The following is a 14,344-nucleotide window of genomic DNA, read 5'->3' as shown; positions in this document are numbered from 1 at the left end:
TATGTGGCGGGCCGAGAGGGCCGCTCCAGAGCGGGCGGTCAACGCCCGACCCTATGAGAGCTCAACCACCCCCGCGGCGAGGGGTTCCGATGCTTTTGCCCGGCGGGCGGGAAAGTTCTTGCGCGCCCCGCGATTGGGTGCGGCTTGAGGAAGTGTGGTGGCGGCTTCATCACGCGCAGGCATGTCCAAAAAGGCCCGCAGCATCGCGATATGGGTGGGTAGATCTTCGACCGGGATGCGCCGGTCCTGCGACACCTGTGCGGGCCAGCACCCCAAGGCCCCCCGGCGTGATTGGTCGATTAGACGCGCCGCATCCGGCAAACAGTCATCCGCGAAGTATCCCGCCCCACTCAGCCGGTTGCGCAGCGTATCCGCCATGCCCCCCGCTGCCCGTCCGACCAGCCTGCAAGAGGCTTCGACCCAAACGTCATCCGCGTGCTGCACCCGGCGGCCCGCGGCCCGCAGGGCGCGGATGATCTCACGGTCCTCGCCGCAGGGGATCGGGGCGAAACCGCCGACGGCCTCATAGGCATCGCGGGTGAAGCCAAGGCTGGCCCCCGGCGCTTCGCCGTGGCTGCCTTGCAAATCGGCGCAGTTCGGGGCGTGCCGCGCGTAGAGCGTGAGCACCAAGCGGCGATAGGCCATTTCATGGGCTTCAAGCATCGGGTCTTGCTGCGCCAAACAGGCGGCTTCTTCGGGGTTCAGCGTGACCCTGCCACAAAGGGCATCAAAACGCTGAAGGTGCTGAATGCTGAGCGCGACCCAATCGGGGCTGACACGGCAATCGGCATCGGTGGTCAGGATCTGGCGCAGATGAGGCATCTGTTCGAGTGCCACAGCGCAGCCCCTCCGCCTTGCCGCGCCGACCCCCATGCCGGGGGGGAAGGTGAGATCGAGCACGGTGAGGTCGAGGCCAAGCCGCCCCGCCGCCGCCTTGGCGATCTTGGCGGTGTCGTCATCGGTGTTGTTCACCACGAGGATCACGCGAACACGGTCGTTGCACTGGGGGGCGAGGGCGGTGAGGCAATCGCCGATCCGCTGTGCCTCGTTCCGGGCGGGGATGATGATCGCGGTGTCTTTCCAGCGCTCGAAACTCATCTGTCACCCTCCGGAAAGGCGCGGTCGATGCGGTAGTTCTCGGTCTCGCTGACGCAGGTGAAGGCATGGGTGTCGAGCGCCTTGGCAAAACCGTTCAGCGCCTCCTCCCCTTGCAACGGATTGCCGGTGTCACCGCGCCAAGTCACGCAGATGATCTCGGCCTTCGGCCAGCGGGTCGCAATGTCGGTCGCCAGTTGGCCCAGCCCCGCATGATCCAGAAAATAGAGCACTTCGGAGAGAATCAGCAGATCGAAGTCCCCCTCAGGCAGGGGGCCGGGATAGAACCCTTGGACGAAGCGCCCCTCCGGCACCGCTTTGCGCGCGGCGGTCAGGGCGCTGGCGACTGCATCCATCCCGGTATAGCGCGCGCAGATGTCGATCAGGTGGCGTGCCAGTTGACCATTGCCACAGCCCAACTCAAAGGCCGAGCGGTAGCCATCTTGTGAAAGCGCCGCCCGCGTCGCCGCGAATTTGGCCTGCTCATAGGCGCTATGTTCGAACCCCCAAGGATCGCTCGTCTCGGCATAGAGACCTTGGAGATGATCCAACCCCACACCCATCACGGCATCCTCCAAAAGATCTCGTCTTGCTGCGCGAAGAGGTCGATCATCGCCTCGGGCAGAACGAACCCCTCGGGATCATCTTGCACGACTTGGCCAAGCTGGCTGCGATGCGCGCGGATCGCGGCGCTCTTGGCTGCGCGGTAGGCGGCGGTGTCGAGGGTCAGGGGGGCGTAGCCAGCCGTGTTCTCGGCAAAGTTCGGATCATCGAAACGGCTCCACACCGGATAGCTATGAGAATGCAGATCGGGGCGCTGCGCGCGCAGGCCGTCGGCCAGTGACGCGGTGGTTTTATGGTCGCAATGTTTGTCCTCGCGGGCCGGGACGAAGACGTGGCGTGCCGCTTGGGCGTCGATCACTTGCCTCAGCTCAGTCAGGATGGCGTCAGCAGGCACCTCGTGCAAACGGCTGTCGGGATGGCCGAGCCATGTCAAATCCGCCGCGCCGCCACCAAGGAGATCGAGCGCCTCTGCTAATTCCGCGCGTCGCCTTTCGGCCAATCGGACCGGGGACCATGCGCGGGAACCGGGGTGGCTGGCGCCGCCATCGGTCAGGCAGATGACATGCGCCCCGGGCCCTGCGAAAGCGCGGGCCAAAAGCCCGCCGCAGCCGAGTGTTTCGTCGTCCGGGTGCGGCGCCAGAACCACGATCTTTTCGCGGCCCGACAGAGCCTCGGCGAGGGGGGCGTTATGGCTCATCCAAAGACACCCCAAACCGTCTGGTCGCTTGAAAGCGCATGGCGGGCGGCGCGTTGCAGGAAGGCGTCGCGCGCGGCTTGGCGCAGATAGACCGAGAGATCGCGCGCCATGCGACCTGTCTCGGAAGTTCCGGTGAAATGGCGCAACCCAAGGCTCTGCTCCACCGCTTTGATCGCGTCGAGGGCGACTTCCTCAGTATAAATCCGCGCGGCGATGGAGGTGCTGACGAGGGTCTCTTCCGCGTGGTCATCCGCATCGGCGAGAGCGGCGCGTTCGACCAATGCCATTCCGGCCCAGATCCGCATCAGCACCTGCATCAGGCGGCTTAATTGGGCCTCGGCCTCAAGCCGGTCCATGTCCCGCAGGGTACTGGCCGCCGCATCGATCAACCCCGCCGCGGCGCCCGCCTGAAGCGCTGCGATCCGCCAGACGCCGCCGACGAAATGCGGCTCTTTCAGATAGTCGCCGGGGGCGCCGATAAGCGCGTCATCCTCAAGTGGCAGACCAGAAAAATCATACGATCCCGAGGCCGTCGCCCGCATCCCCAGCATGTCCCATTGCGAGGCATCGCCGCGCGCGGGGTCGGTCACATCGATCAGCGCAAGCTGTACCTCGGGGCCGGAGTTGAGCGAAACGAGCGCATGGGTGACAGTGCCGAGGCCGGAGGCAAAGATCTTCTCACCCTTCAAAACACCCTTCTCGAAACGCGCCGGATTGCCGGCATCGGCCCCCCAAACGCCCAGAAGCCCGCCCTGCCGGATCACCTGCTTCGCCCGCTCCGCCTGCGCCACACTGCCGTATAGGCGGATCAGGCGCAGCGCGTTGACGTGGCCCTCCCATAAGCGGCCGACGCTGAGGTTGGCGGCACCGATCTGCATCAGCGCATGGGCGGTGCGCAAAGGCGCCGTGGCGCCATCTTCCAGCATCAGCCCCGCGTCGCGCAGAATGTCGATAGAGCCGCTGATCGGGGCGGCGCCCGCCTCCTCGGCCCGTGCCGCGCGGCGCAGGGCCTTTCGGGCAGATTGCGAAAGGATATCCCTTTGCGACTGGGGCGGGAAAGGGTCGAAACGCGGCGCACTGTTCATGGCAGTGCCCGACAGCCGCGCAAGGATACACCTTTGAGATTAAGCGCCACGATACTGCCCCCCATTCGTGAAACGGGCAGCCTGCGCGCGTGGCAGCGCTGCCTTCGGGAGTGCAACCGTTCAACTTGTCTCTTGGTTCCCGCCTACGTTGCAACCGCGGCGGGGGGCGGATGTCAGCCCTCGGGAATCTCGCCCATCACCTTTGGCACACGGTAGCCCTTTTGCACCGCGTCGCGCGCGCGCAGGCGTTGATACCACGCACGCACGTTGGGGTAGTCGGCGAGGTCGATCTGCTGCCATTCATAGCGCGACACCCAAGGCCAGCAGGCCATATCCGCGATGGAATATTCGCCGCAAATGTGGTCCCGCCCCTCAAGCTGTTTGTCGAGCACGCCGTAAAGCCGTTTGACCTCGGCCCCGAAACGCTCTTCGGCATAGGCGGCCTTGCCGGGGTTGAAATGCAAGAAGTGATGCGCCTGCCCAGCCATCGGGCCAAAGCCGCCCATCTGCCACATCAACCATTGCATGACCTCGGCCCGCGCGGCCTGACCCTCGGGCAGGAAGCGGCCATGTTTCTCGGCGAGGTAGACCAAGATCGCACCGGATTCCATCAGGCTCACCCCGGTGTCATGGTCCACGATGGCGGGGATTTTATTGTTGGGGCTGATCTTTAGAAACTCGGGCGCGTGCTGCTCATCCTTGCCGATGTTGATGGCATGCACATTGTAGTCGATCCCCAATTCTTCGAGCAGGATCGAGACTTTGCGGCCGTTGGGGGTGGTCCATGTGTAGAAATCAATCATCGCTTCGGTCCCATATGCAGAGGTGCGTTTCGGTTTCTTGCAATGTTAAGCAGGCGGTTTGCGGCGGGTCAACGCAAGGAACCACAGCGGCCTGCGGGGGTTTTGCTTAACAAAGCACCAATTTGCGGAGCGAAGATGCAGAACAGTGACCCCCTAGCGCAGCCCGACATCGCAGACCGCGCGAAATCCGTTTTGGGAGTGCTTTGCGACCGCGACATTCACATCGCCACGGCGGAAAGCTGCACCGGCGGGCTGGTCGCCGCGCTGCTCACGGATATCGAAGGGTGCTCCCACGCGTTCGAGCGGGGTTTCGTCACCTATACGGATCAATCCAAGCATGAGCTGTTGGGCGTCGACCGGGCGCTTTTGGACCGCTGCGGCGCGGTTTCGCGCCCCGTGGCGATTGCCATGGCCGAAGGCGCGCAGGACCGTTCCGGTGCGCAGATTGCCGTCTCGACCACCGGGTTCGCCGGGCCGGGCAGCGCCGAGGATGAAGAGGGGCTTGTACATTTTGCGCTTGCACGCGAGGGGTGTAACACGGTTCATCGGGCCGAGTCCTTTGGTGCCATTGGCCGGGATGCGATCCGGCAGCGATGCCTTGAAACGATTTTGGATATGTTGGAGGAGAGCCTGACGTGAGCAAGAGCCAAGCCGCCGCCTTTACCGCCTACCACCGTCATGGCTTTGTCCGGGTGGCGACCTGCACGCCGCATGTGCGGCCCGCCGATGTGGCCTTCAACCGCGACAGCCTGCTGGACGAAATGCGTCGGGCCGATGCGGCGCGGGTGGATTTGTTGGTTTGCCCCGAACTGTCACTCTCGTCCTATGCCATCGACGATTTGCACATGCAGGATGCGCTGCTGACGGCGGTGGAAGAGGCGCTTGGCGACCTCATTGAGGCCAGCGCCCAGATGACCCCCGTGATCCTGCTCGGCGCGCCACTGCGCCGTGAGGGGCGGCTCTACAATTGCGCCATCGCCATTTCACGCGGGCAAGTGCTGGGCGTGGTCCCGAAATCCTACCTGCCCAATTACCGCGAGTTCTATGAGAAACGCTGGTTTGCCCATGGCCGTGACACCGACGGAGAGATCACTGTCGCGGGCCGGCGAGTGCCCTTTGGCGATGACCTGATTTTCGAGGCGACGGATCTGCCCGGTTTGATTTTCCATGCCGAGATCTGCGAAGACCTCTGGACGCCGGCGCCGCCCTCGGCGGATGCGGCCCTTGGTGGGGCGCTCATCCTCGCCAATCTCTCGGCGTCCAACATCGTGATCGGCAAATCCTCTGACCGTCACCTGCTGTGCCGGTCGCAATCCATGCGCGCCTTCGCGGCCTATGTGTACTCCGCCGCGGGGCCGGGGGAGAGCACAACCGATCTGGCGTGGGACGGGCAGGGGATGATCCATGAGTTGGGCGATCTTCTGGCCGAATCCACCCGTTTCCCGCTGGAGCCGGAGCTGACCATCGCCGATGTGGATTGCGGGCGTATCCAGTCCGAGCGGATGCGGACGGGCAGTTTCCATGACGCCGCGCGGCACCGCGCGCCAGAATTCCGCCGGGTGACCTTTGCCCATCAACCGCATCACGAGAACGCCGGTCTGATCCGCCCCGTGCGTCGTTTCCCCTATGTGCCGAACCGCGAAAGCCATCTCGACCAAGACTGCTACGAGGCGTTCAACATTCAGGTCGAAGGGCTGCGCCGCCGCTTTGAGGCGACCAAGGGCAAGACCATGGTCATTGGCATTTCCGGCGGGTTGGATTCGACCCATGCGCTGATCGTGGCGGCGAAAGCCTGTGACCGTATGGGCATCCCGCGCGACCGGATCCTCGGCTTTACCATGCCGGGTTTCGCCACCTCCGAGGGCACCAAATCCAACGCGTGGAAATTAATGCAGGCCATGGGGATCACCGCGGATGAGATCGACATTCGTCCTGCCGCGCGCCAGATGCTTGAGGATATGGATCACCCCTTCTCGGACGGGGAGCCGGTCTACGACATCACCTTTGAAAACGTCCAAGCCGGGCTGCGCACCGATTATCTCTTCCGGCTCGCCAACCAGCGGCAGGGCTTTGTCATCGGCACCGGCGATCTGAGCGAATTGGCGCTTGGCTGGTGCACCTATGGCGTGGGCGACCAGATGAGCCACTATGCGGTGAACACCGGCGTCCCGAAAACGCTGATCCAATATCTCATCCGTTGGGCCACCCGTTCAGGGCAGTTCGACGCGGAGACGGACAAGGTGCTGCAAGCCATTCTCGACACCGAGATTTCGCCCGAACTGGTGCCCGCGGGCGAAGATGAAGAGATCCAAAGCACCGAGTCGATGATCGGCCCCTATGAGCTGAACGACTTCTTCCTCTTTCACACCATGCGCTACGGGCTCGCCCCGTCAAAAGTGGCCTTTCTGGCCTGGCACGCTTGGCATGATGTCGAGGCGGGGCGCTGGCCCGAGGGCTTTCCGCAGGGCAAACGCAACGCCTATGATCTGGAGACCATCCGCCACTGGCTCGAAAAATTCCTGCATCGCTTCTTTGCCACCAGCCAGTTCAAGCGATCGGCTCTGCCGAATGGGCCAAAGGTCAGCGCCGGGGGGGCATTGTCGCCGCGCGGGGACTGGCGCGCCCCGTCGGACTCCGTCGCCACCCCGTGGCTGGAAGAGCTGCGCAGCAACGTGCCGGAGAGTTGGCCCCAGAGCTAAGCCGCGCTATTCCTCGCGGCTCAACTCGCCTTCGACAAAGTTGGGGGTCAGCGGCGGTGCCGCGTGACGCTCTTGGGTTTCGGGATCGCTGCGCAGGGTCATGCGCAGCAGCCCCCATGCCACGATGGTCAACTGAAAACCGCCAAGCGCCAGCGGCAGGCCGCGCGGGCCCAGCGTATCCAGCAGCACGCCCGCCAGCAAAGGCCCGATCGCGGCGCCAATCCCCTGCATCAGCACCAGCCCACCCGAGACGGCCACCACCGCCGAGCCGGGGGCGCGGTCGTTGACATGGGCGATGACGATGGATTGCGCAGGCAAGACTAGCCCGCCAATGGCAAAGCCCAGCACCAGCAGCATCGACCCCGAAGGGGCGGGGATCGGCAGGGTCAGCATCATCAAGGCGCTGCCAGCGGCGGCCAGCCCCACGCCAAGACCGCGGCGGCTCATCCGGTCAGACATCCAGCCCAGCGGGAACTGAAGCACCAAGCCGCCGATGGTAAAGGCCGCGATCAGCAGGGCGATGCGTGATTGGGTATAGCCCATCTCTTGCGCGAAGAGCGGTGCCAGCCCGTAGAAAGTCCCGATAGAGGCCCCGACCAGCCCTGCGCTGACCGCGCCGTAGGGCGACAGCCCCCACAGGCGGCGCAGCGATGGCGGCTCCTGCGCGCCTTCTGAGCGCGGCCCCTCTACACGGCTAAGCGAAATTGGCACCAGCGACAGCGACATCACGATGGAGACAAGCACGAAGAGGATGAACTCAGCCGGATCCCCGAGGTTCAGCAGGAACTGCCCCGCCGCGCCTGAGGCCATGCCGACCATGCCGTAGACCGCGAGCAATTTGCCCCGCTGCGCGGAACTGACAGAGGCGTTGAGCCAGCTTTCCGTCACGATGATCAACCCGGCAAAGGCAAAGCCGGTGAGGCAGCGCACGGCGATCCAGACCCAAGGGTCGATGAAAGCCAAATGCATCAGCGCCGCGGCGGAGGCGACAGAGGCGAGTGCTGCAAAGGTGCGGATATGGCCCACCCCGCTGATCAGCCGCGGTGCCACGAAGGAGCCCACGCTCAGCCCCGCGAAAAAGCCCGACATGATAAGGCCGGTGGTCGCCCCGCCAAACCCTTCGAGCCCCGCGCGCACGGCCAGAAGCGTGCCCTGCAACCCGTTGCTCATCTGCAAAAGCGAAAAGCCCAGTAGCAGTGTCGCCAGTGGTAGAACCGTCGCGCGCATGATGTCCCCTTGGTCTTTGATCCGGCTAGGGCCAGAATATGTGCGGCGGAAACGGAATTTCTAGTAATCAACCCCATTGCCCTTCCACCCGGCAGGCTTCCGCGCCATAGTGCTAGCAGCCAGCGGCCCCTTCGGGGAATGCCCAGCCAGTGATCAAGCAGAATTGACGTGCCTTTTTGGGGCCGATGCTCAATTATGCGCCTCGTAACATATTTTGAAAGCGCATCCCCCGTGAAAGCCCTGCGCCAATTTTTCGTATTTCTGCTGGTTCTCGTTGCGGGTCTTTACGCGATGTTAACCTATGTCCCCGCCTCCCGCCCCTATGTGGCGGAGACCGGTCTGCTGGATCTTCTGGGGATCGAGGAGGTCGCGGAGGCGCCACAGGGCTCTGGCCGGGGTTGGGGCGGCGGCGGGCCCTCGCTGGTCGTCACCGCCGGGGTCAGCGAAGAGACTTTGGCCGACCGGATCACCGCCATCGGCGACGGCCGCGCGCGCCGCTCCGTCACGCTGCGCTCTAACGCCGTAGGGGTCATCACCGATCTCAACCTGCCCGCCGGACAGTTGATCGAGGCGGGCACCGTTGTGGCCCTATTGGAGAATGAGGCCGAGCAGATCGCCCTGAAGCAAGCCGAATTGCAGCTTGAAAACGCCCAGACCGAGCAAGACCGCGTGGAGCGGCTGCAAAACACCGGCGCGGTCAGCGAAGTGCGCCTGCGCGAGACGGAACTGGCCCTGCAAAGTGCCGAGCTTGCGCTCAGCCAAGCGCAGTTCGATCTGTCGCAACGCCGCATCCTCGCGCCAATCTCAGGCTGGGTGGGGATCACCGATATCGAAGAAGGCGACCGCGTCAATGCGCAGGATCAACTCGCCACCATCACCGACCGCAGCGAGATCCTGATCGATTTCCGCGTGCCTGAACGGGTGGTGAGCAAGCTTTCGTTAGGCAAGGAAATCACCGTCACCCCGCTTGGCATGCGCGATTTGACCCTGACGGGCGAAGTCAGCGCCATCGACAGCGTGATCGACCGTGCAAGCCGCACGCTTCTGGTGCAAGGCCGCGTGCCGAACGAAGGCGACCAGCTGCGCGCGGGCATGGCCTTTTCGGTCAGCCTGACCTTTGTCGGCGATCCGTTTCTGGCGATCCCGCCGCTGGCGGTGCAGTGGTCCTCGGACGGGCCATTTGTCTGGACGGTACGGGAGGGCAAGGCGCATCAAGTCGCGGTCGAGATCGCACAGCGCAACAGCAATTCGGTGCTCGTCCTGTCGGATGATCTGACCGCCGATGATGTGGTGGTGACCGAAGGCGTGCAAACCCTGCGCGAAGGCGGCGAGGTGCGCGAGGTCAACCGCGCGGGCAGCGTGCAGTCAGATGCCGTCCCGACTGAGAAGACAACCCTATGAGCGCCGCCCCGACCGAGGACGCCACGCCGCCCGCGCGCACCGCCTCGGGCACCGCGCTTTTCGTGCGTCGCCCGATCCTTGCTTTCGTGCTGAACGCGCTGATCGTACTGGCAGGCATCGCCGCGCTTTTCGGTGCGGAGGTGCGGGAGCTGCCCAATGTCGACCGGCCCGTGGTCACGGTCACCACGACCTTCTCGGGCGCCTCCCCGGAATCTGTCGATCAGGAACTCACGGGGCGGATCGAAGGGGCCGTGGGCCGGGTCTCGGGCGTGCGGGCGATTTCATCGAACTCGCGCTTCGGGCGCAGCCGGGTCACCTTGGAGTTCAACGACAGCACCGATATCGACGTGGCCGCGACCGATGTGCGCGATGCGGTGGCGCGGATTGTGAACCAATTGCCCGAAGGGGCCGACCAGCCGCAGATCGTCAAGGCCGATGCCAATGCCCAGCCGGTGATGCGCATCGCCGTGACCTCCATGGGCCGCTCGCCGGAGGAGTTGACCAAACTGGTGCAAGACCGGGTCGAAGACCGGCTGATCTCGGTCAACGGGGTGGCGGATTTGCAGGTCTACGGCGACCGTGAGCCATTTTTCCGCGTCGATATCGACCAGTTGGAACTGGCCAGCCGGGGCCTGACCCTAGGCGATGTCCAGCGCGCCCTGGCCGATGTGGCCTATGACGCGCCCGCGGGCGATCTGGCGGGCGACCGTCAGTCGATCAACGTGCGCACCACGGCCAGCGTCGTCACCACACAGGCGTTCGAGGCGATGGAGATCAAGCAGAACGTCCGGCTCGGCGATGTCGCCAGCGTCACGCTCGGCCCCGCCGAAGGGGAGACGATCCTGCGCGCCAATGGGCAATTGGGCCTCGGCATCGGCATCATCCGGCAGGCCACGTCGAACACGCTTGAGATCTCGCGCGATGTGCGCGCCGTGGTGGGGGAGTTGAACGAGACTCTGCCCGAAGACGTGCGGATTTTCGTGACCTCGGACGATGCGACCTTTATCTCAGGCTCGATCCGCGAGGTGCTCTCAACGCTGGCCTTTGCCGTGGGCATCGTGGTGGCGGTGATCTTTGTCTTCCTGCGTGATTTCCGCGCCACGCTGATCCCGGCGCTGACCCTGCCCGTGGCGCTGATCGGCACTTTGGCGGCGATCTATCTGGTGGGCTTTTCGATCAACATCCTGACCCTTCTGGCGCTGGTTCTGGCCACCGGGATGGTCGTGGATGACGCGATTGTGGTGCTGGAGAATATCGTGCGCCAACGGGCGGCGGGCATGGGGCCGCGCGCGGCGGCGGTGCTGGGCACCTCGCAGGTCTTCTTTGCGGTCGTCACCACCACGGCCACGCTGGCGGCGGTCTTTATCCCGCTGTCGTTCCTGCCCGGACAGGCGGGCGGGCTGTTTCGGGAGTTTGGTTTCACCCTCGCCATCGCGGTGATGCTGTCCTCGGTCGTGGCGCTCAGCCTTTGCCCGGTCTTGGCGAGCCGCTTGTTGACCAAACCCGCGGCAGAGAACCCGCGCGGCCCTGTCGTGTGGCTTGGCAACCTGCTGTACCGCGCCTATGCGGCGACGCTTAGATGGGCGCTGGCGATGCCCTATGTCGTGGTGCTGATCGCGGCCTTCGTCGCGCTGACGGCAGTGCTGGTCTCTGGCGAGATCCGGCAAGAGCTGACCCCGCGCGAAGATCGCGCCGTGGCGCTGCTCAGCGTCTCGGCCCCGCAGGGCGTCTCGCTTGATTATACCCAAAGCAAGATGCGCGAGATCGAAGACCTGATCACCCCGCTGCAAGAGGCCGGAGAGGTGACGAATATCTTCTCCATCACCGGGTTTGGCGCGGACAATCGGGGTTTCATGGTGTTCACGCTCGCCGGATGGGAAGACCGCGCGCGCAGCCAAGATGAGATTGTGGGCGAGATCAATGGCAAGCTGCGCGGCATCGTGGGCGTGCGGGCCTTTGCAATCCAACCCAATTCCCTCGGCATTCGCGGCGCGGGGCGGGGGCTGTCTTTCGCGATCACCGGGAATAATTACGAACAACTGTCGCTGGTCGCGCAGACGATGGTGGACCGGCTGAGCACGAACCCCGCGATGGGGCAGGTGCGGCTGGAATATGAACGCACGCAACCGCAGCTTTTCGTGCAGATCGACCGGACGCTGGCCGCTGACTTGGGCGTCGACATCACCGGGCTCGGGCAGGCTTTGCAGGCCATGCTCGACGGGCGCGAGGTGGCATCGGTCTTTATCGACGACACCAGCTATGGCGTGCAGATGCTGTCGACCTCGGACCCGGTGAACGACCCGCGCGACCTTGAGAACGTCTTTGTCCAATCGGGCAACGGGCAGATGATTTCGCTGGCCAGTTTCGTGACCCTCGAAGAGCGCGCCGTCGCGCCCGAGTTGGACCGCGAAGGGCAGAACCGCTCGGTCGAGATTTCCGCCGGGCTGACGCCGGGCCTGTCGCTGGGCGATGCATTGGAACAGGTGCGCGCGGTCGGGCAAGAGGTGTTGGACGATGAAAACCTGATCGTGCCGCTGGCCGAGGCCGCCGCGTTGGATCAAACCAGTTCAGGGCTTTTCGTGACTTTCGGCTTTGCGATCCTCGTGGTTTTCCTTGTCCTCGCCGCGCAGTTCGAAAGCTTCATCTCTGCCATCGTGGTGATGGCCACGGTGCCCTTGGGGCTGGCCTGCGCGATCTTCGCGCTGCTGATGACGGGGCAGAGCCTCAATGTCTACAGCCAAATCGGGCTGGTCATGTTGATCGGGATCATGGCCAAGAACGGGATTTTGATCGTCGAGTTCGCCAACCAATTGCGCGATCAGGGGGCGGATATCCACGCGGCGATCTTTGGCGCCTCTACCATCCGGCTGCGTCCGGTGATGATGACGATGACCTCGACCGTCTTGGGCGGCGTGCCGCTGATCCTCTCGGCGGGTGCGGGGGCCGAGGCGCGCGAGGCGCTTGGCTGGGTGATCGTCGGGGGGCTGGGCATGGCCACGCTCTCGACCCTCTATCTCACCCCGGTCGCCTATTTCCTGCTGGCCCGGTTCACCACGCCCAAAGCCGCCGAAGAAGCCCGGCTTCAGGCCGAGCTGTCTGAGGCGCAACCGGTCTGAGCCTGCCCGATATTTACGCATCGATGCAACTTCGCGCGGGAATGGGCGTTTAGTCATGTAGGATTGAGTGGAAAGGGGCGAAAACGTGCAGGGCGATTTGGATATGGCAAAGGCGAACCACGCGGAGTCGACCCAAGGGGCGAACAGCCAAAGCCTGTTCAATGACAAGACCACATGGCGTGTCGCCCGGGCCGAGCGGTTTGGCCTCATCGTCGATGCGGCGGATTACTTCCGGGTCCTGCGCGAGATTTTCCTCGGGGCGCGGCAGCAGTTGATGCTGATCGGCTGGGATTTCGATTTCGAGCTTGAGATGCTGCCCGGCGAAAGTGACGAAAACGGCAATGCGCCCGACGGCTATCCCAACCAGCTTGGCGCCTTTGTCGAGGCGGTGGTGGAGCGGAGGCCGGAACTGAATGTCTATCTGCTCAAATGGAATGGCGCCGTGCTGGCCGCGCCGGGGCGATTGGTGCCCTCACTGGCGCTGAGCCTATTCGGTGGCGACCGGATTCACTTTGCCTTGGACGGCCATCACCCCTTCGGCGCCTGCCACCACCAAAAAATCGTCGTGGCCGACGATGCTCTGGCCTTTTGCGGCGGGATCGACGCGACCGAAGACCGGTGGGACACGCCCGACCACCTGCCGCACGACCCGCGCCGCCTGCGCAAGGATGGCACGCCTTCCGACCCTTGGCATGACGCGACCTCGGCCATGTCCGGCCCCGCCGCCGCCGCCTTGGGTGAGCTTTCGCGTCGGCGTTGGTTCCGCGCCACGGGGGATGAGATCGCCCGCCCTGATGATGCGCCCATGTCCGAATGGCCCGAAGACCTGCCGATCGATGCCGAAGGCGTCGAGGTGGGCATCGCCCGGACCGAGCCGCCTTTTGACGAAGAGCCGATGATCAATGAGATCGAACGCCTCTATATCGCGGGGATCCAATCAGCGCGTGACTATATTTATATTGAATCGCAATACCTCGCCGCCGCCTCGGTTTGCGATGCGCTCAGGGCGCGATTGGCCGAAGAGGACGGGCCGGAGGTCGTCATCATCAACCCGCGCGATGCGGAATCCCAGTTGGAAGATGACGCCATGCATGTCCTGCGGGAGCGGCTCGTCGAAGACCTGAAACGCGCCGATCACCAAAACCGCTTTCGCATCTATTTCCCCGTCACCGAGGAGGGGGAGCCGATCTATGTTCATGCGAAGATCATGATCATCGACGATCATCTTTTGCGCCTCGGTTCCAGCAACCTTAACAACCGCTCCATGGGGTTTGATACCGAATGCGATGTCGCGATCGAACACCCCGCAGAGGTGATCGAAGGGTTCAGAACCCGCTTGATTGCCGAACACCTCGGCCTGCCGCTCGAACGTGTGGCCGAGGTGATGGAAGAGAAGAAGTCGATGATCGGGACCATCGAAACCTTGAACCGCAAGAAGGGCCGTGGCCTGCGGGCGGTGTTCCGGGGCAGCGAGACTGTCGTCGGTGGTTTTCTCGCCAATACCCGCTTGCTCGACCCGCGCTACCATCCGGGCGAAAACACCGCCACCGGGCGCGGCATTCGCCCGCGGCACATGGCGCTGATCGCGGGCGGGCTGGGGCTTGCGTGGCTTGCCTGGCGCAAATGGGGGCGCAGCGACGACCGGCGTTCGTGAAGG

General features: G+C 64.2%; 11 protein-coding genes. 5 read left to right on the top strand and 6 right to left on the bottom strand.

Annotation, left to right across the window (positions count from 1 at the left end; genetic code table 11):
- Window positions 1-51: 51 nt before the first annotated feature.
- From ACGYLO_RS19625 to ACGYLO_RS19605, 5 genes are all read right to left on the bottom strand, one after another.
- Entirely contained in the window at window positions 52-1,098 is a 1,047-nt protein-coding gene (locus tag ACGYLO_RS19625) for a glycosyltransferase family 2 protein (protein ID WP_271690224.1), read from the bottom strand.
- Window positions 1,095-1,658 (bottom strand): trans-aconitate 2-methyltransferase, encoded by a 564-nt coding sequence (locus ACGYLO_RS19620; protein WP_271690223.1) that lies wholly within the window; start codon window positions 1,656-1,658, stop codon window positions 1,095-1,097. Before ACGYLO_RS19620 ends, ACGYLO_RS19625 begins: the two co-directional genes overlap by 4 nt.
- Window positions 1,658-2,356, bottom strand: a complete 699-nt coding sequence (locus ACGYLO_RS19615) for a PIG-L deacetylase family protein (RefSeq protein WP_271690222.1) — start codon at window positions 2,354-2,356, stop codon at window positions 1,658-1,660. The genes ACGYLO_RS19620 and ACGYLO_RS19615 overlap by 1 nt, the downstream gene beginning before the upstream one ends.
- Complete coding sequence (locus ACGYLO_RS19610) at window positions 2,353-3,441, bottom strand: acyl-CoA dehydrogenase (protein ID WP_271690221.1); 1,089 nt, start codon at window positions 3,439-3,441, stop codon at window positions 2,353-2,355. Before ACGYLO_RS19610 ends, ACGYLO_RS19615 begins: the two co-directional genes overlap by 4 nt.
- A gap of 173 nt (window positions 3,442-3,614) precedes the next feature.
- Entirely contained in the window at window positions 3,615-4,244 is a 630-nt protein-coding gene (locus ACGYLO_RS19605; RefSeq protein ID WP_276154479.1) for a glutathione S-transferase family protein, read from the bottom strand.
- Between the two features lie 135 nt (window positions 4,245-4,379).
- Between ACGYLO_RS19605 and ACGYLO_RS19600 the strand changes: the two genes are divergently transcribed.
- Together ACGYLO_RS19600 and ACGYLO_RS19595 are read left to right on the top strand one after the other, a co-directional pair.
- On the top strand, window positions 4,380-4,883 hold the full coding sequence (locus ACGYLO_RS19600; RefSeq protein WP_271690219.1) for a CinA family protein: 504 nt from the start codon (window positions 4,380-4,382) through the stop codon (window positions 4,881-4,883).
- Entirely contained in the window at window positions 4,880-6,943 is a 2,064-nt protein-coding gene (locus ACGYLO_RS19595; protein WP_271690218.1) for an NAD(+) synthase, read from the top strand. The genes ACGYLO_RS19600 and ACGYLO_RS19595 overlap by 4 nt, the downstream gene beginning before the upstream one ends.
- Before the next feature lie 6 nt (window positions 6,944-6,949).
- Here the strand turns inward: ACGYLO_RS19595 and ACGYLO_RS19590 are convergent, their stop codons facing one another.
- A complete protein-coding gene (locus ACGYLO_RS19590; protein WP_271690217.1) occupies window positions 6,950-8,170 on the bottom strand; it encodes an MFS transporter in 1,221 nt (406 codons plus the stop codon).
- Between the two features lie 291 nt (window positions 8,171-8,461).
- On the opposite strand from ACGYLO_RS19590, the gene ACGYLO_RS19585 reads away from it, so the two are divergent.
- The 3 genes from ACGYLO_RS19585 to ACGYLO_RS19575 all read left to right on the top strand — a co-directional run bounded on the left by ACGYLO_RS19585 (window position 8,462) and on the right by ACGYLO_RS19575 (window position 14,341).
- Window positions 8,462-9,571, top strand: coding sequence for an efflux RND transporter periplasmic adaptor subunit (locus ACGYLO_RS19585; protein ID WP_271690216.1), 1,110 nt, complete (start codon window positions 8,462-8,464; stop codon window positions 9,569-9,571).
- Window positions 9,568-12,687, top strand: a complete 3,120-nt coding sequence (locus ACGYLO_RS19580) for an efflux RND transporter permease subunit (protein ID WP_271690215.1) — start codon at window positions 9,568-9,570, stop codon at window positions 12,685-12,687. Before ACGYLO_RS19585 ends, ACGYLO_RS19580 begins: the two co-directional genes overlap by 4 nt.
- 85 nt (window positions 12,688-12,772) lie before the next feature.
- On the top strand, window positions 12,773-14,341 hold the full coding sequence (locus tag ACGYLO_RS19575) for a phospholipase D-like domain-containing protein (RefSeq protein WP_271690214.1): 1,569 nt from the start codon (window positions 12,773-12,775) through the stop codon (window positions 14,339-14,341).
- Window positions 14,342-14,344 lie beyond the last annotated feature (3 nt).

This window comes from Sulfitobacter sp. 1A13353 (assembly GCF_043557255.1).
Classification (GTDB): Bacteria; Pseudomonadota; Alphaproteobacteria; order Rhodobacterales; family Rhodobacteraceae; genus Sulfitobacter; species Sulfitobacter faviae.
The sequence above is the reverse complement of the archived record's forward strand: the minus strand, read 5'-3'. Positions and strand labels throughout refer to the sequence as shown.